Source organism: Pseudodesulfovibrio indicus, from assembly GCF_001563225.1.
Classification (GTDB): domain Bacteria; phylum Desulfobacterota; class Desulfovibrionia; order Desulfovibrionales; family Desulfovibrionaceae; genus Pseudodesulfovibrio; species Pseudodesulfovibrio indicus.
The window spans coordinates 855,745-871,267 of sequence record NZ_CP014206.1; the positions used below are offsets into that span (position 1 = coordinate 855,745).

14 protein-coding genes and 1 pseudogene are annotated in these 15,523 nt (G+C 63.8%); 11 read left to right on the forward strand and 4 right to left on the reverse strand.

Translation table 11 applies throughout. From position 1 onward, the window contains the following. Nucleotides 1-179 precede the first annotated feature (179 nt). The 7 genes and pseudogenes from AWY79_RS19270 to AWY79_RS04005 all read left to right on the forward strand — a co-directional run. Nucleotides 180-1,490 (forward strand): annotated as a pseudogene (locus tag AWY79_RS19270) (RHS repeat domain-containing protein); the annotation flags it as partial. Between the two features lie 242 nt (nucleotides 1,491-1,732). Then, on the forward strand, nucleotides 1,733-2,161 hold the full coding sequence (locus tag AWY79_RS03980) for a hypothetical protein (RefSeq protein ID WP_066800598.1): 429 nt from the start codon (nucleotides 1,733-1,735) through the stop codon (nucleotides 2,159-2,161). A gap of 495 nt (nucleotides 2,162-2,656) precedes the next feature. After that, on the forward strand, nucleotides 2,657-3,031 hold the full coding sequence (locus AWY79_RS03985) for a hypothetical protein (protein ID WP_158509854.1): 375 nt from the start codon (nucleotides 2,657-2,659) through the stop codon (nucleotides 3,029-3,031). A 63-nt stretch (nucleotides 3,032-3,094) separates the two neighbouring features. Then, a complete protein-coding gene (locus tag AWY79_RS03990) occupies nucleotides 3,095-3,520 on the forward strand; it encodes a hypothetical protein (RefSeq protein ID WP_066800613.1) in 426 nt (141 codons plus the stop codon). Nucleotides 3,521-3,609: 89 nt separating this feature from the next. Continuing rightward, nucleotides 3,610-4,203 carry a VOC family protein gene (locus tag AWY79_RS03995; RefSeq protein WP_066800616.1) on the forward strand — a complete coding sequence of 198 codons (594 nt, stop codon included), beginning with the start codon at nucleotides 3,610-3,612 and terminating at the stop codon, nucleotides 4,201-4,203. Between the two features lie 71 nt (nucleotides 4,204-4,274). Further along, nucleotides 4,275-5,015 (forward strand): DNA/RNA nuclease SfsA, encoded by a 741-nt coding sequence (gene sfsA / locus AWY79_RS04000; RefSeq protein ID WP_066800620.1) that lies wholly within the window; start codon nucleotides 4,275-4,277, stop codon nucleotides 5,013-5,015. After that, nucleotides 5,012-5,869 carry a DMT family transporter gene (locus AWY79_RS04005; protein ID WP_078063609.1) on the forward strand — a complete coding sequence of 286 codons (858 nt, stop codon included), beginning with the start codon at nucleotides 5,012-5,014 and terminating at the stop codon, nucleotides 5,867-5,869. Before sfsA ends, AWY79_RS04005 begins: the two co-directional genes overlap by 4 nt. A 582-nt stretch (nucleotides 5,870-6,451) precedes the next feature. Here the strand turns inward: AWY79_RS04005 and AWY79_RS04010 are convergent. Both AWY79_RS04010 and AWY79_RS04015 read right to left on the reverse strand, forming a co-directional pair. Further along, nucleotides 6,452-6,952, reverse strand: a complete 501-nt coding sequence (locus AWY79_RS04010; RefSeq protein ID WP_066800623.1) for an acyl-CoA thioesterase — start codon at nucleotides 6,950-6,952, stop codon at nucleotides 6,452-6,454. 1 nt (nucleotide 6,953) lies between these two features. Beyond that, nucleotides 6,954-7,196, reverse strand: coding sequence for a hypothetical protein (locus AWY79_RS04015; RefSeq protein WP_066806975.1), 243 nt, complete (start codon nucleotides 7,194-7,196; stop codon nucleotides 6,954-6,956). Between the two features lie 172 nt (nucleotides 7,197-7,368). Between AWY79_RS04015 and AWY79_RS04020 the strand changes: the two genes are divergently transcribed. Beyond that, nucleotides 7,369-9,252, forward strand: a complete 1,884-nt coding sequence (locus tag AWY79_RS04020) for a potassium transporter Kup (RefSeq protein WP_066800626.1) — start codon at nucleotides 7,369-7,371, stop codon at nucleotides 9,250-9,252. Between the two features lie 398 nt (nucleotides 9,253-9,650). On the opposite strand, the gene AWY79_RS04025 is transcribed toward AWY79_RS04020, so the two are convergent. Both AWY79_RS04025 and AWY79_RS04030 read right to left on the reverse strand, forming a co-directional pair. Continuing rightward, nucleotides 9,651-10,718, reverse strand: a complete 1,068-nt coding sequence (locus AWY79_RS04025) for a M24 family metallopeptidase (RefSeq protein WP_066800629.1) — start codon at nucleotides 10,716-10,718, stop codon at nucleotides 9,651-9,653. 6 nt (nucleotides 10,719-10,724) lie between these two features. Next, nucleotides 10,725-12,086 carry a protoporphyrinogen/coproporphyrinogen oxidase gene (locus tag AWY79_RS04030; protein ID WP_066800632.1) on the reverse strand — a complete coding sequence of 454 codons (1,362 nt, stop codon included), beginning with the start codon at nucleotides 12,084-12,086 and terminating at the stop codon, nucleotides 10,725-10,727. Between the two features lie 175 nt (nucleotides 12,087-12,261). Between AWY79_RS04030 and AWY79_RS04035 the strand changes: the two genes are divergently transcribed. The 3 genes from AWY79_RS04035 to AWY79_RS04045 all read left to right on the forward strand — a co-directional run bounded on the left by AWY79_RS04035 (nucleotide 12,262) and on the right by AWY79_RS04045 (nucleotide 15,520). Further along, the gene (locus tag AWY79_RS04035) at nucleotides 12,262-12,519 is read left to right on the forward strand and encodes a hypothetical protein (protein ID WP_066800635.1); all 258 of its coding nucleotides are present in this window, start codon (nucleotides 12,262-12,264) and stop codon (nucleotides 12,517-12,519) included. 393 nt (nucleotides 12,520-12,912) lie between these two features. Further along, nucleotides 12,913-15,009 carry a phage tail protein gene (locus tag AWY79_RS04040; protein WP_066800644.1) on the forward strand — a complete coding sequence of 699 codons (2,097 nt, stop codon included), beginning with the start codon at nucleotides 12,913-12,915 and terminating at the stop codon, nucleotides 15,007-15,009. Between the two features lie 34 nt (nucleotides 15,010-15,043). Continuing rightward, nucleotides 15,044-15,520 carry a hypothetical protein gene (locus tag AWY79_RS04045; protein ID WP_133987481.1) on the forward strand — a complete coding sequence of 159 codons (477 nt, stop codon included), beginning with the start codon at nucleotides 15,044-15,046 and terminating at the stop codon, nucleotides 15,518-15,520. The last annotated feature ends 3 nt before the right edge of the window (nucleotides 15,521-15,523 follow it).

Below are 15,523 nucleotides of genomic sequence, written 5' to 3' on the forward strand. Positions count from 1 at the left end.
CATTTTTCGACAAACCGGGGTGTTGGCGAAAACCAGAGGCATGCTGGCCCGGATTCCCGGAGACGACCTTCGGGAACGAAACCGAGGAGGTCAACATGACTCCGCCATATTTCTGTGAAACCAGGCGCGGCCCGGATGGCCGCATTGTCGAGTAAACCGAGACGGTCCGGGAGCGCAAGTCCACCTGGACCTACGAGTACGACGAGGCCGGGCGGCTGACCAAGGCCCAGCTCGACGGTCGGCTCATCTGCCAGTGCTGGTACGACCGCGAAGGCCGCCGGGTGCGGGACTACCTGCCCGCCACCGCCGGGGCCAACTACCGGGAGTACCAGTACACCCAGGACAACCGGCAGATGCGCGCGGGTTCCGGCCAGTACTCCCACGACGAGCGCGGGTTCAGGTCCATTTGGTCGGCCAGGGGCGTGTACACCCTGTACGAGTACGCGCCGGACTACCGGCTGCTCAAGGCCGAGGAGGAGGACCGGGACAAAGCCTTCACCTTCCGCCACGACGAGGACGGGCAGCGGGTGGCCAAGTACCTGAACGGGGAGCTTGCGGAGGCGTACCAGTGGCTCGATTTCGTGCGCTTGGCCGGGTTCCACGACGGCCAGCACGGTTACGAATTCGCCTACCGCGACGGCGAGCGCACCCCCTTTGCCCTGCGCCGGGACGACGGGACCGTGGCCGGGCTGTTTTACGACCAGGTAAGCTCCCTGCGGCTGGTTGTGGACATGCACGACAACGTGATAAAGGAAATCGTGTACGACCCGTTCGGCGGGATCATCGAGGACACCAACCCGGGCTTCCGCATCCCGCTCGGCTTCGCGGGCGGCCTGCACGACCGGGATTTGGGTTTCGTCCGCTTCGGCTGGAGAGATTACGACGTCAAAACCGGCAGATGGACTGCCCCCGACCCGATTGGAGAGAAAGGCGGCGACCCGGACTGGTACGGCTACTGTCTGGATGACCCGGTAAACGGGGTGGACCCGGCGGGGTTGTTGCCGTTTCTCCTGCCCTTTGCGGCAGGCATGGCCGGTGCTACCGCCATCAGCGCCACTGGATCATACTTGGCGGCCAAGGCCACTGATTGGCTCGGCAAAAAGACCGACAAGGATTACGGCAAGGACAAACCGACCGCCACTGTGGGCGTCCATGATGCCATGGGCAAGGTGATCGGGATCAATTCCGGTATTGTCAGTGCAGCAGGTGCGACAAAAGCGGCTCCGGCTGTGCTCAAAGCGGCTCCGACTCTGATCCGACAGGGAAAGAACGTGGCGAAGGAGCTTGTGAAGCGGGGAAAGCGGGGAGTTGAAACAGGAAGGGATTTCGTTGACGAAACTATCAACGATGTTGCCCAAAATCCTGCTCAAGCTGCAACGGACGCCGTCAGTTCCGCTTTGCCGACAGGCACCCCTACGCCGACTCGGCCCGGCTACATTGGGGCGGCGGCGTCAAAATTGATAGACCAACTCTATAACCGCAAGAAATAAAATGAAATGGTTCTGGAAAGGCCTTGAGATCATACTGACCATCGGTGGATTATGGATGGCCGTGGACGCCATTATTGGTGGCTTCTTCGGGACGTATCACGCATATGGCCGGTTGCCCGTGGTCTCGTTTTGGTGGGTTCTGCCCGCAATACTGGGACTCGCCCTCTTTTTCGGAGGCTTGTGTTTGATTTTCAAGGTTGGACGCAAGGGCAGGGGCCCGGAATCAGACTGATACGAAGAAGATGCCGCAACGCATATCACACAACTCGAAGCTTGATGAAGTGTACGACACAGGCCCCAAAAAGAGGGGCCTGTTGTTGTTTCGTGACAAGGTCTGTCGGCCCGCACCTGATCCGATTGGAGATCGGCGCGGTGACCCGGACTGGTACGGCTACTGTCTGGATGACCCGGTAAACGGGGTGGACCCGGCGGGGTTAATGGGGAAAGCGGTGGAGCCGATCTTTCGCCAGGGAATAAAGGCAGGAATCAAAGCGGCAGGTAAAAAGGGTGCCGAGGAGAAACCTGATAACGCCTTTCTCCGGGGGGTGGACAGATTTCTGAATGGTAAAGGTCTGGACAAGGACTCGATGGCCTCGGATTCTGATGGCGACGGGATATCCGATTACGATGATGAGGATTCCGACTGGAATCAGAAAGGGAAGGCGAAATAAGGCATGAATGCAAAAAAAACGGTAACTCCGACATACACCACGGCATTGTTCGTCATTTGGTTTGTTTCAAAATTCACGGTGTCGCTTTTGTCCTATAAAAACGAACCGGATATGCTTATCGACGTGCTCTTTGATTACGATTTCCTCATGGCATGGGGCTCATGCTGGTACTCTTTGTCATGGGGGCAATCGTCAGTGTGTGGGTAGTCAGGTCGTTCTGGGAGCGATTTGTCTCGGGAATGCTTAATGTCCGGCAGATAACTATTCACGAGGCGCTGAGTGCGGTTTTGGTGATTATGATTCTGACCTTGAATTAGAACAAGCTTGCCGGACTTTTTTTCAGCCCGGCAAGCTCCTTTTCAGTAGAAATAGAGTGTAACGATTCTTGTCCCCGACGACCCGGTGAACGGGGTGGACCCGGCGGGGCTGTGGACGAACGGGTTGGGGCTCGGTTTCGACCTGTCCGGTTTCGGTCTCACCGGAGGGGGCAATGCCATGGTCTCCGAGGACGAAAACGGTGAACGGGTCCTGGAGTTCAGCGCTGAATACGGCGCAAGCAACGACTTCGGTTTCGGTGCGACCGGGACCTACCAGAAAACGGATGCCAAGTCCGTGGACCAGTTGAAGGGTAAATCCTCCAAAGTTGGAGGGGAAGTGGCGGCCCCCACCCCGATCGGCTCGGTCGGAGTAGGGCTGGAGCACGTCAAAGGGAGCGATTATGAAAGGAAAAATCATAACCTATCCTGGAGTCCCCAATTCACTGATTACGATTCCCCCGCCAAACCCGTGAAAGGTAGCCTGAAACACGAAAAGACATGGACCTTCAAGGTCCCAAAAATACAGAGAGAGTATGATCCGGACCTGTGGTAGCTGGTCCGTTTCCAGGAGAGGGGCGAGGGATCGTCTCTCTCCTGCCCGAAAGGAGCAACGAAGATGGCAGAGGAATTCCTCCACAACTCCGGTTTTACGATAACAAAATTCTATGTGGAAAAGTTGCTTTTTATCCTGTGGGCGGCCATCGCCGCCGTGTTCTGTTATCATGATTACATCGACAACGACCCGTTCTGGATGGTTTGCCTGCTTATCGGTGTTGTTGCGCTGTTCATTTCGGACGCCCATGTCATGGCCATCGGACGCGATGGAACCCGGCTGACCCTCCACCATCTTTGGAGGCAGTCCTCCCTGGAGCTGACCACGGCCCGAATCCTGTGGCGCAGCGGTGGGGGCAACTGGCTGATACGCAAGCCGGGAGTGGAAGCACTTGTCGCCATGGGAAAATGGCCGTGGCAGCTGTATTTTGTTTATTGCGACCAGAAAAACAACCTGTCCGCCATGCTGGACAAATACCAGACGCACTGAGGAACCCGGTCCGCTTTCTCCCGGTTCTTCTTTTCTCCTATCCTGGCCCATGGTAGCCTGACCGGAAACCAGACAAGGAAAGGACATTCATGGCGAAATACACCGGCATCAATCATCTGGCCATGGTCACCGGAGACATGGACGCCACCGTGCGCTTCTGGCGCGACCTGCTCGGCATGCGGCTGGTGGTGGGACTGGGGCATCCCGGCTACCGGCACTACTTCTTCGAGATATCCGACAACGACATGATCGCCTTCTTCGAGTGGCCCGGCGTGGAGCCGCTCGACGAGCGGGACCACGGGTTCCCGGTCAAGGGCAAGGTCGGCTTCGACCATATCTCCTTCGGGGTGGCGTCCGAGGACGACCTGTGGGAACTCAAGGACAAGCTGGAGGCCGCCGACATCTGGTGCTCCGAGGTGGTGGACCACGGGTTCATCCACTCCATCTACGCCTTCGACCCCAACAACATCCCCATCGAGTTCAGCTCCACCGTGCCCGGCGTGGACATCCGCAAGACCCCGGTCATGGTCGACTCCGAGCCGAGCGCGGAGGGGCTCAAGGGGCCGGAGCCGCAGCCCGGCGTCTGGCCCGAAGTGACCGACCCGACCCCGGAAGCGGACAAGGCGGTCTACGAGGGCGAGGGACACAAGGTCGTCGAAGCCCTGGAGGAAGGGGAGAAGTAGCCCCGATACCCGGGGTTTTGCGCTGGCAAAAGGGGAGGAAATGGCCTAGACCGGTGCTTCGAGGAAACACCGTGTCCAGACCCGTCGCCCGCATCCCCTTTCCCGCGCCCTGCCGGAGCGCCGCCTTCGTGCGCCGCATCAAGCGGTTCACGGTGGAGGCCGAGGCCCTGGACGGCCCGGACCGGGGCGCGATCCTCAAGGCCCACACCAACAACACCGGGTCCATGCTCGGCCTGCTCAGGCCGGGGTCCACCGCCCTGCTCTCGCCCGCCGCCAACCCGGACCGCAAGCTCAAGTACACCCTGGAAGCCCTTGAGCTGGCCGGGTCAATGGGCCCGGGCATGGTCGGGGTCAACACCCTGACCCCCAACCGCATGCTGCACGCCGCCTGGAAGGCCGGGGCCGTACCCGAGCTGGACGGCTACGAACATTTCCGGAAAGAGGCCAAGGTGGGCCAGAGCCGGTTGGACGCGCACCTGACCGGCGAACGCGGCGAGCTGTGGGTGGAGTGCAAGAACGTGACCCTGGTGGAGGACGACGTGGCCCGCTTTCCCGACGCCGTGACCGAGCGCGGCCAGAAGCACCTCCGCGAGCTCATGGACCTGGCCGGGTCCGGGGCGCGCGTGGCCCTGTTCTTCCTGGTGCAGCGGCCCGACGGCCATTGCTTCGGCCCGGCGGATTTCATCGACCCCGACTATGCAACGCTGTTTTACGAGGCCCTGGACGCCGGGGTCGAGGCCTGGCCCTATGTGGCCGACGTGGACCGGACGGGCATCAGCCTCGGCCGCAGGCTCCAGGTGGTGCGCCCGTGACCGCGCTGTTGATCGGAGCGGTGCTCATCAGCTTCTCCTCGGTCATGGTGGTCCTGGCCGGGCTGCCGCCGGAGGTGACCGGGTTCTACCGGCTGACCGGCGGCGGGGTGGCCATGCTCCTGGTGCTCGCCAGTCGGGGCAGGCTCAGGCTGTTCACCCCCAACGTGCTCAAGTGGGGGTTCGTGGCCGCTATCTTCTTTGCCGGCGACTTCATCTTCTGGCACCGGTCCATCGCCTATGTCGGGCCGGGGCTGTCCACCATGCTCGGCAACTTCCAGGTCATCCCCCTGGCCGTGGTCTCGGCCCTGTTCTTCAAGGAGCGCATGCCCCCGCGCATGTACGCGGCCATCCCCCTGGCCCTGGCCGGGCTGTACCTGATGGTCGGCGTGGGTTGGTCCGGGTTCTCCGCCGACTACCGCATGGGCGTGTTCTTCGGGTTGATGACCGCGTTCTTCTACGCCCTGTACATGCTCTCGCTCAAGTACGCCCTGGCCAAGGACAAGGCCGATTCCCTGGTCCTGGCGTCCGCCGCCGCCCTGTTCACCGGGCTGATCATGGGGGCCATCGGGGCGGTCGAGGGCCAGTCCTTCGTGGTGCCGACGCTCAAGTCCCTGGCGGCCATCTCGACCCTGGCCCTGGCCTGCCATGCCGTGGGGTGGTTCCTGATCACCAGGGGCATTCAGAACGTGCGCGGGGCGCTGGTGGGGCTGGTGCTGCTGCTGCAACCCACGCTGTCCTTTGTGTGGGATATCCTGTTCTTCGGGAAGCCGGTGGATGTTGTCGAGCTTTCCGGGGTGGGGCTGGCGTTGGTGGGGATTTATATCGGGTCGCGGACGCGGGTGAAGGTGAAGTAGTTTTTTTGTGGGAAGAGAAGAGAGAAGAGAGCCGTCGCTGTCGCTCCTCCATGTTTTTTTGGAGCCCTCCCGGCGGGGTTCTTTCTTTTTCCAAAGCAAAAAAGAAAGAACCAAAGAAAAATGCTTTGGGGGGTAGCACCCCGCCCAAAGTTTGGCCGCTGAGAATCCGATCCGCTCGGGGCGGCTCCATCCGATCAAAAGTATCGTCCGTGCCTCCACGAGAGCACCCCTTTTAAGACAAACTTCCGGGCCACGGGAGCGGAGCCGCCGCCCCTTCGCGGTCGGCTTCTAGGCGTCCAGAACAGGGCTCGCTGCGTGCCGCTTGGCGGAACGAAGGGAGATGGAAGAGCGGCCTTCGGGCGGGATTTCGGGGTAGGAGAGCCACTGTTTGAGGCTGCGCCTCAAAGGCGTTCCAGGGGGAAATTGGGTTGATGGGCCCCGCCGAAGGCGGCGACAAAGAGTTTGGGAAGGGGGAGTCCAGAGGGGGAAACTTTCTCGAAAGTTTCCCCCTCTGGCCGATTGATGCTGTCCTCACCCGTAAGGCTCGAAGACTCGCCAACGGCTGGAGGCCCGGAGGTGAATCTAGCTCTGCGTCTTGTGGGCGTGTTTGCCTTCTTCTATTTCCCGTTCCTTTTTGCGCATTTCGCGGCGCAGCTCGGCTTCCTTGTAGCGCCGTTCGGCGGTCGCGGTTTCGAGCTTCAGGGGCGGGACCTGGGTGGGTTTGCCGTCATCGCCCAGGGCCACGTAGGTCAGGTAGGCGGAGTTGGTGTGGCGGACTTCCCCGGTGCGCAGGTTTTCGGCCTCCACGCGCACGCCGATCTCCATGGACGAGCGGCCCACGTGGTTCAGGCTCGCCTTGAAGATGAGCAGCTCGCCCATGTAGGCGGGCTGCCTGAATGACATGCGGTCGATGGACACGGTCACGGTGTTGCGGCGGGAGTGGCGTTTGGCCACCACGCCGCCCGCGGTGTCGATGTGCTTGAGTATGACGCCGCCGTGCAGGTTCCCTGCGGGGTTGGCGTCCTGGGGCAGCACGAGGTGGGTCATGACCACCTCGGATTCTGCGGCGGATTTCGGTTCCATGCTATTCCTCTCTGGATTTTCCGTATTGAACGCGGGCCTCCCAGACCAGCTTGCCGATCTTGCGGCCCAGGTCTGCCTGGCGCGTCTTGACCAGCGCCTCGGCGGCCTCCTGGTTGCCCTGCTGCTTGAGCAGGGTGGCGGACTCGATGTCGCGCAGGTGCCGTTCGCACTCCGCGATGACCGCCGAAAGATTCAGGGTCTCCAGTTCCTTGGGTACCCGCACGCTGCGTACTTTTCTGCTCATGTCCACCCCCCGGTTTTCATTGCGTCATTCAAATTGATGACAGAGCGTGGCCCGCTGGTCAAGACCCGTATTCCCGGCCGGGTGCGTCCGGGGGTGGCATCGGGGAACGGATGAGGGTATGGTATCCCGGACGCCTCCTCCCGGCGGCGCGCCCAAACCCACGGGAGCATTGATGGACGCATCCGAGCACCTCTCCGGCAAACGGCTGGCCGCCCTGTCCCTGGCGGCCCTGGGCGTGGTCTTCGGCGACATCGGCACCAGCCCGCTCTACGCCATCCGTGAATGCTTCCACGGCGAGTACGGCATCGAGGTCTCCGGGGCCAACGTGCTCGGGGTCCTGTCCCTGATCTTCTGGGCGCTGATGCTCATCGTCTCCTTCAAATACCTCGCCATGGTCCTGCGGGCCGACCACGACGGCGAGGGCGGAGTGCTCGCCCTGACCACCCTGGTGAAGCCCAGGAAGCGCCCCTTGCGCGGCCCGGCCAAGGTCCTTGTCATCCTCGGGCTGTTCGCGGCCTGCCTGCTCTACGGGGACGGCATGATCACCCCGGCCATCTCGGTGCTCAGCGCAGTGGAGGGGCTGGGCCACATCACGCCCCTGTTCAAGCCGTACATCGTGCACATCACCCTGGTCATCCTGGTCAGCCTGTTCCTGCTCCAGCGGCACGGCACCGCGCGGGTGGGCAGCCTGTTCGGCCCGGTCATCCTGGTCTGGATGACCGCCCTGGGGCTGCTCGGCCTGGTCCAGGTGGTCCGCGAGCCGTCCGTGCTCATCGCCATCGACCCCTGGCACGGGCTGCAGTTCCTGATCCACAACCGGCTGCACGGGTTCGTGGTCCTGGGCGCGGTCTTCCTGGTGGCCACCGGGGCCGAGGCCATCTACGCGGACCTGGGCCATTTCGGCCGCCGTCCCATCCGGCTGACCTGGTTCCTGGTGGCCCTGCCCGCCCTGTTGCTCAACTATTTCGGCCAGGGCGCGCATCTGCTCAACCATCCCGGGGACGCCTACCATCCGTTTTACGCCATCGTGCCTTCCTGGGCCATCATCCCCATGGTCGTGCTGGCCACCCTGGCCACCATCGTGGCCTCCCAGGCGGTCATCACCGGGGCGTTCTCCCTGACCAGCCAGGCCGTGCAGCTCGGCTACCTGCCGAGGCTGCGCGTGACCCATACCTCGGTCACCCACAAGGGGCAGATCTACGTGGCCCCGGTCAACTGGGTGCTGATGGCCTGCACCGTGGGGCTGGTCCTGGGGTTCCGCTCGTCCAGCAAGCTGGCCGCGGCCTACGGCGTGGCCGTCACCGCCAGCATGCTCGTCACCGCCACCCTGTTCTTCGTGGTCATGCGCAAGCGATGGAACTGGTCCCTGCCCGTGGCCGGGCTGCTCACCGCGCTCTTCTTCACCGTGGACTTCTCCTTCTTCGCCGCGAACATGACCAAGATACTCCACGGCGCGTGGTTCCCGCTGGTCATCGCCCTGCTCGTGCTGGCCGTGATGCTCACCTGGGAGCGGGGCAACGAGATACTGGCCGAGCGCGCCCAGGGGCTGACCCTGCCCCTGGACCGGTTCCTGGCCGACATCCACGCCGACCCGCCCACGCGCATCCCGGGCCAGGCCGTGTTCCTGACCCGCAGCCACAACATCGTACCCATGGCCATGGTCCAGAACCTGCGCCACAACCGGGTGCTGCACAACGAGGTCGTCTTCCTGAACATCCGCACCGAGGATTTGCCGCGCGTGCCCAACTTCGAGAAGATCGAACTGGAACGGCTCGGTTCCGGCATCTTTCGGATCATCGCCCACTTCGGGTACATGGAGGAACCCACGGTGAGTACCGTATTCGCCCTGTGCCGCGACCAGGGCGTCACCGTGGACCCGGAAAACGCCAGCTTCTTCCTGGGCCGCGAAAAGCTGTCCATCGGCGAAGACCCGGCCATGGCCCGCTGGCGTGCCAATCTCTTCCTGTTCCTCTCCCGCAACGGCATGGACCCCGCCGACTTCTTCAACATTCCTTCCACCCAAGTCATCGAAGTGGGCGCTAGATTGAGGGTTTGACGGGGGGCGGCTTGGGATAGCGGCGCGTCTGCACATTTTTCCGGGCCCCGTTTGATCCTCACGTAGAAGGCTACGCTGCGGTCAAACGGGGCCCGGAGAAAATGCACAGCCACACCACTCTCCCAAGCCTCTTCCGAGCGCGGGGGGGGGAGAGCCGCTGTCGGGTGCTGAAGCACCCGAATCGCTCCATTTTGGGGAGGGAAGGGGCAAGAGACGGGACACGAGGAGAAAGTACGGTGAACCGCCCCGCGAAGCGGCGATAAAAAGCTTTGAAGGGGGAGTCCAGAGGGGGAAACTTTCTCGAAAGTTTCCTCCTCTGGCCGCCGGAGGCATGAAAAAAGGTCCTCGCCCCGCAATCGCGGGGCGAGGACCTTTTGTTGTGTCTATGCCGGGGCGCGTTACATGACGCGGCAGCCGTCTTGGGTGACGAGGATCTGGTATTCCCAGCGGATGCCGCCCCAGGCGGGGTCGTAGAGGCCGGGTTCCACGGTGACGACCATGCCGGGTTTGAGTTCGCCCTGGCCCACGCGGGACAGGGACGGCGGCTCGTGGGTTTCGAGGCCCACGCCATGGCCCAGGCCGTGGGTGAACATGGCTTCCACGCCGTCCTTTTCAAAGACTTTCCAGGCGGCGCGGTAGGCCTCGATGCAGGGCAGGCCGGGGCGGATGATGTCGATGGCCGCCTGCTGGGCGGCGCGCACCTGGTCCATGGTCTTGCGGAACCGGTCGGACGGCGTGTCGCCCACCCAGAAGGTCCGGGTCTGGTCCGAGTTGTAGCCCAGGTAGCGGCAGCCGGTGTCGATGAGCACCAGCTCGTTCTCACGGAGCTTGGTGTCGCCGGGGATGGCGTGGGGCAGGGCCGCGTTGGGGCCGACGCCCACGATGGTCGAGAAGGCCAGCCCTTCGGCTCCGTGTTCGCGGAAGAATTTCTCCACCAGCCAGGCGATCTCGCGTTCGGTGCGGCCGGGGATAAGCTCGGGCTGGATGTACTCGAACAGCTCGTGGTTCAGGCGCATGGATTCGTCCATACGCCGGATCTCCTCGTCGTCCTTGATGATCCGCAGGCTTTCCACGATGTTCTCGGTGGGGGTGAGGGCAAAGTCCTCGGCCAGCTTGTCGTAGTCGAAGAGGTGCAACGCCTTGGGTTCGAAGCCCATGGCGTCCACGCCGCGCCCTTTCAGGAATTCGGCGATCTCCTTGTGCTTCTTGGCCGCGTACACGCAGATGTTCTTTTCGTCCCAGGCCTTTTTGGCCGCATCCACGTAGCGCGGATCGGTGAACAGGTAGTCGTCGCCGGGGGTGATGACCAGCCAGCCGGACGATTCGTTGCACTGGGCGTCGTGCAGTTCGAAGCCGCTCAGGTAATACCGGTTGGCGGCCAGGGAGACGAGCATGGCGGGCAGGTCGCGGGCGTCCATCTCCCGCTTGAGTTCCTCGCGTCGTTTCTGGAAGACTTCGTTGTTCATATGGTTCTAATCCAGGGTGTAGGTTTTTTCGGGTGTGCCCTGCACCATGCGTTCGGCCCATTCCACGCCCTGCATGACCGAGTGGTCCATGTTGGCGACCTCGTACTTCCAGCCGCCAAACCGGCCCCTGGAGTGGATGCCCATGGATTCCAGCCTCGGCTGGAGGGTGCGCAGCGCGCCGTCGCGTTCCAGGCACGGCACGGGATAGCCGTAGTCCACGGCGATCTCCCAGCGGGTCAGGATGTCGTCCACCCGGTCCCCGCGCAACAGGGAGGAGTTTACCAGACCCCGGACCGTGCGGTCCATCAGTTCATCCACTTTTTCCGGCTTGTGGGCCGAGAAGGAGGTCTCGCACATGAAGGCCAGCTGCTCGCCGGGCCGGGGGACGTTGTTGGGCGAATAGTTGTGGAAATTGGTCACCCGGTAGAAGGGCGAGTCCGATTCCGGGAAATACATCCAGCACCGGGAGTTGCGTTCGGAGACGTCGGCAGCGTCCAGGCCGATCCCGGCCACGTGGACCGAGTTGTGGGTCAGGCGGGAGGCCGCGTCCACCATGGTTTCGTCGCGCTGGACGAGCCATTTCCCGGCCAGCAGGTCCAGGGGCGCGGTATTGAGCAGGGTCCCGTATTCCACGGTCAGCCCCTGCCCGGTGGTGGCGGTGCGCTTGGCGGCGTCGATTTCGGCCACGGACTGGCCGTACTCGATGCGGTCGGCCATGCGCGCGGCCAGTCGGCGGAAGATCTCGCCGGTGCCGCCGTGGAGCGGAAATTTGAAGGTGTTGTTCGGCCCCCAGGCCACATCGTCGCGCTCCAGGATGATGTTGCGCAGGACCTTTTTCAGGTCCACCACCGAGACCCGCTCGCCTATCCAGCCGTACTGCATCAGCTCCGGCGGGGTGGCCCAGACCTTGAAGTTGTATGGGTTCATGAAATGTCGGGCGATGCCGGGGCCGAACACGGTCTCTATCCACTGGCCGAAATTCTCGGGCCGGGCCTCGGGCCGGTTGCCCGGCAGCAACCCCTCCACGCACTCCCAGCGCGCGTCTTTCGGCAGATGGCGGATATTGTTCTGGAACGGGTAGGGGACCCAGGTGCTGTTGGACCGGACCCAGGACTCGCGCTCGTGCTCCAGCCGATCAAGGCCCAGCAGCGAGTCCATGAGGTCGTCGAAATACGCGTAGTGGGAAAAGACCACGTGTCCGCCGATGTCCCAGGTGAATCCCTTGTCGTCCCGGAAGCTGGCGGCCAGACCGCCCGCGTGGGGGTTGCGCTCCAGGATCAGGAAATCGTGCTCGCCCAGCTCCATGAGCCGGTGGGCCGCGCCCAGGCCGGTGGGACCGGCGCCGATGATCAGGTATTTCGTTTTCACAATGCGCTCTCTTGCGTGGGGAAGTTCTTGCCTGCTCAGGGGGCTGTATCAAGTTTGATGCCACCAGGCCAACCCCTGTCCGGCGGGCGTCCGGTTTCCCCCGCCGGGCCGGATAATAATCGATATAACCCCCCGGCCCCTTGCCAATCCCCGGCCCGAGGCTTACCTTGAAATCATGACCAGGAAATTCGATCCCGAACTCTTGTATGTGGAATGTCACCGCTGCGGCCAGCCTGTCCTCTGGCGGCGCGGCATGACCACGAAGTTGCTCAAACTGGCCAAGATCGACCCGTCCACCCTGGATGAACGGTGCGTGATCCTGTCCGAGGGCTGCCCCGGCTGCGTCCCGGACGAGACCACCTTCACCACCCAGGTCATCCGCCTGAACAAGGAGAAGGACGGGCGGTCCTCCATGCTGGCCGTGGCCAACTAGGATCGGCCGACATACGGCGTGAAAAGCGCCTGTATTCCGAGTCCCGGACCGGAATACAGGCGCTTTCGCCTTTTTCGGCTCCGGCCCGTTTCTCTCCCGCCGCCTCCCGGCCCCCCCATTGTTTGCCGTTGCCTGCCGATCGCTAGCCATTCGATAGCCGATCGTTCCCGGGCCGCCTTTGGCGTGGGCTGCCCCGACCGCGGAGGAACGTCGCTTCCTGCCGAATTCGCAGGATAAACGGTCTTTCCTGCGCGGGGGCGCGAAAACCCGTCAAGCTGTATTTTCCTACCTCTCGGCTCCGCTCGGCAGCCGATCGCTCCCCGGCCCGAAAACCGGGTCTATGCTCGTCGCAAGCCCGGGGCGCGTCCCCGAAACACAAGGAGCCGAACGAACATGAGCATAGCCACTCCAGCCATCACCAACTTCACCGCCGGGGAGATCAGCCCCCGGCTGGAGGGGAGAACCGACCTCTCCAAATACTTCAACGGCTGCCGGGTCCTGGAGAATTTCCACGTTCACCCGCACGGCGGCACCTCCCGGCGATCCGGCTTCCGGTTCGCGGCCGAGGCCCTGAACCCGGACAGGCCGGTGCTGCTCATTCCCTATGAATTCAGCGCCAAGCGGACCTATGTGCTGGAGTTCAGCGAAAACGACGCGGGCCAGGGCCGCATGCGCGTCTTCACCCGGCACAAGGCGGTGATGAACGGGGCGGCGGAGTATGTCCGGAGCACCCCGTACACCGCCGCCAATTTCGACAAGTTGCGCTACGCCCAGACGGACTCCTCGCTCATCCTGGTTCATCCGGGCCACCCCGTCCGCGAGATAACCCGCGTGGCGGACAACGACTGGTCCCTGGTGACCATGTCGTTCGAGGGCCGCCCCGACGAGTGGGCCACCGGAAACTATCCCTCCTCCGTGTGCTTTCACGAGCAGCGCATGGTCCTGGCCGGGACCCCGAAGCAGCCCGCCACCATCTGGCTCTCCCGCACGGGCGAGTTCACGGACTTCCGGCTGCGCACGCGGGAGGTCCCCCTGGAAGGGTGGGAGACCCGCGAGATCAAGGATAGCAACAACGACGGGGTGCGCAGCGGCAAGGCCGGGGACACCGTGAAGCTGCTCGACGGCGACGGGTTCGAGGCCCGCGACGCCCTCAAGGGTCAGCACCCGGACGGAACCACCCGCTACTACCGGTACAAGGGCAAGAAGAATTACGTGGCCGACGGCGCGGACCTGACCCTGATGTTTGCCGACAGCCCCGGCATCAACCAGCTCGAAGCCATCTGGAACCCCTACGGCCAGCTCAACGGGAACGCCTGGGAATGCTTCGAGGTCGGGGACCGCACCGACGCGGCGGCCGGGGACGCTCCCCTGGACGACGACGCCATCGAGGTCACCCTGTCGGGTCGTCAGGCCAACTCCATCGAGTTCGTGGTCCCGCGCCGCTCCCTGTGGATCGGCACCGCGGGCGGGGAGTGGACCCTGACCGGTTCGTCCGGCGACCCGCTCACCCCGGAGAACGTCAAGGCCACCCACGAGGGGACCTCCGGCGCGTCCTCCACCCGGCCCGAGGCCGTGGGTTTCGCCACCCTCTACGTCCAGCGCGCGGGCCGCAAGATCCGCGAGATGTCCTATCGGTTCGAGTCCGACGCCTACGTGTCCAAGGACCTGACCATATTGTCCGAGCACATCACCGAGGGCGGGCTGACCGGCCTGGCCTACGTCCAGGAGCCGGACTCCATCCTCTACGGGGTGCGGTCCGACGGCGTGCTGGTAGCCCTGACCTACGTGCCGGATCAGGAGGTGGTCGCCTGGTCGCGCATCCTGACCGACGGCGTGGTGGAGCAGGCCGCCTCGGTCTACGACCCGGACCGCACCGCGACCGAGCTGTGGGTGGTGGTCGTGCGCACGGTCAACGGCCGTCCCCGTCGGTACGTCGAGTACCTGGAAGGGGAGTTCGACGGGCGCATCGAGAACGCCTTCTACGTGGACAGCGGCGTGACCTGGGAGGGCGCGCCCTCGGACACCCTGCAGATACTCCCCCACCTGGCGGGCCGGACCGTGTCCGTGCTGGCCGACGGCGCGGTGCAGAGCGACCGGCGGGTGTCCCCGGACGGAACCCTGACCCTGGACCGCCCTGCCTCCATCGTCCACGCCGGGCTGCTCTACCGCTCCCGGCTCCAGCCCATGCGGCTCGATTCCGGCAGCCAGCGCGGCACGGCCCAGACCAAGCGCAAGCGGATCACCAAGGTGGCCGCCCGGTTTTACGACACCCTGGGCGGGCGCATCGGCCCGGACGAGACCCGGCTGGAGCCGGTCTACTTCCGCTCCCCGGCCACGCCCATGGGCCGGGCTCCCGGCCCGTTCCGGGGCGACAAGATCGTGAATTTTCCCAACGGATGGGACCGCGACGGCCTGCTGACCATCGTGCAGGAGCAACCCCTGCCCATGTCGGTGCTGCTCATCGTGCCGCAGGTCGTGGTCAACGAATAACGCTCAACACAGAAAGACCCTAAAGGAGAAACAGATGGGAACCAGTGCACTCTTTCAACCCATGGCCGTGCTGCAACAGGGGCTGGACCTGTTCGACGACGTTTCAGGCGCCTTCGGCGACCTGTCGGACAACGGGCGGTCCTCCGGCATCGCCGAGGCCAAGGCCCGGCTGCTGGAGACCGACGCCGAAGGCGATGCCAAGGACATCCGCCGCAGGGCGGTCAAGGACGCCGCAGAGCTGCGCGAAGAACGGGAAAAGGGCCGCGCCGGGCGCAACACCCGGTGGGGCGGCTCCAACCTGGCCATGTCCGGGTCCAAGGCGCTGGTCCGCGACGCGGGCCGCATCAAGGATACGGAGGACGAGGAGGACACCCTCTTCGAGGGCGAGATGAACGCTCAAAGCGCCCTGCGCGATGCCCGCACCAGGGCCAACATGCTGCGCATCAACGGGGGCGGGACCGGCGACCGGTCCATCCTGTCCCTGGGCTCCAGCATCTACGGGAGGGACTAAGCC

What these genes read in the sequence shown, in the direction of transcription:
- AWY79_RS04035 (WP_066800635.1), top strand. Translation starts at nt 12,262, where the DNA reads ATGACCAGGAAATTCGATCCCGAACTCTTGTATGTGGAATGTCACCGC.
- AWY79_RS03990 (WP_066800613.1), top strand. Translation starts at nt 3,095, where the DNA reads ATGGCAGAGGAATTCCTCCACAACTCCGGTTTTACGATAACAAAATTC.
- AWY79_RS04010 (WP_066800623.1), bottom strand. Translation starts at nt 6,952, where the DNA reads ATGGAACCGAAATCCGCCGCAGAATCCGAGGTGGTCATGACCCACCTC.
- AWY79_RS03995 (WP_066800616.1), top strand. Translation starts at nt 3,610, where the DNA reads ATGGCGAAATACACCGGCATCAATCATCTGGCCATGGTCACCGGAGAC.
- AWY79_RS04020 (WP_066800626.1), top strand. Translation starts at nt 7,369, where the DNA reads ATGGACGCATCCGAGCACCTCTCCGGCAAACGGCTGGCCGCCCTGTCC.
- AWY79_RS04025 (WP_066800629.1), bottom strand. Translation starts at nt 10,718, where the DNA reads ATGAACAACGAAGTCTTCCAGAAACGACGCGAGGAACTCAAGCGGGAG.
- AWY79_RS04045 (WP_133987481.1), top strand. Translation starts at nt 15,044, where the DNA reads ATGGGAACCAGTGCACTCTTTCAACCCATGGCCGTGCTGCAACAGGGG.
- AWY79_RS04015 (WP_066806975.1), bottom strand. Translation starts at nt 7,196, where the DNA reads ATGAGCAGAAAAGTACGCAGCGTGCGGGTACCCAAGGAACTGGAGACC.
- AWY79_RS04040 (WP_066800644.1), top strand. Translation starts at nt 12,913, where the DNA reads ATGAGCATAGCCACTCCAGCCATCACCAACTTCACCGCCGGGGAGATC.
- AWY79_RS03985 (WP_158509854.1), top strand. Translation starts at nt 2,657, where the DNA reads ATGGTCTCCGAGGACGAAAACGGTGAACGGGTCCTGGAGTTCAGCGCT.
- AWY79_RS03980 (WP_066800598.1), top strand. Translation starts at nt 1,733, where the DNA reads ATGCCGCAACGCATATCACACAACTCGAAGCTTGATGAAGTGTACGAC.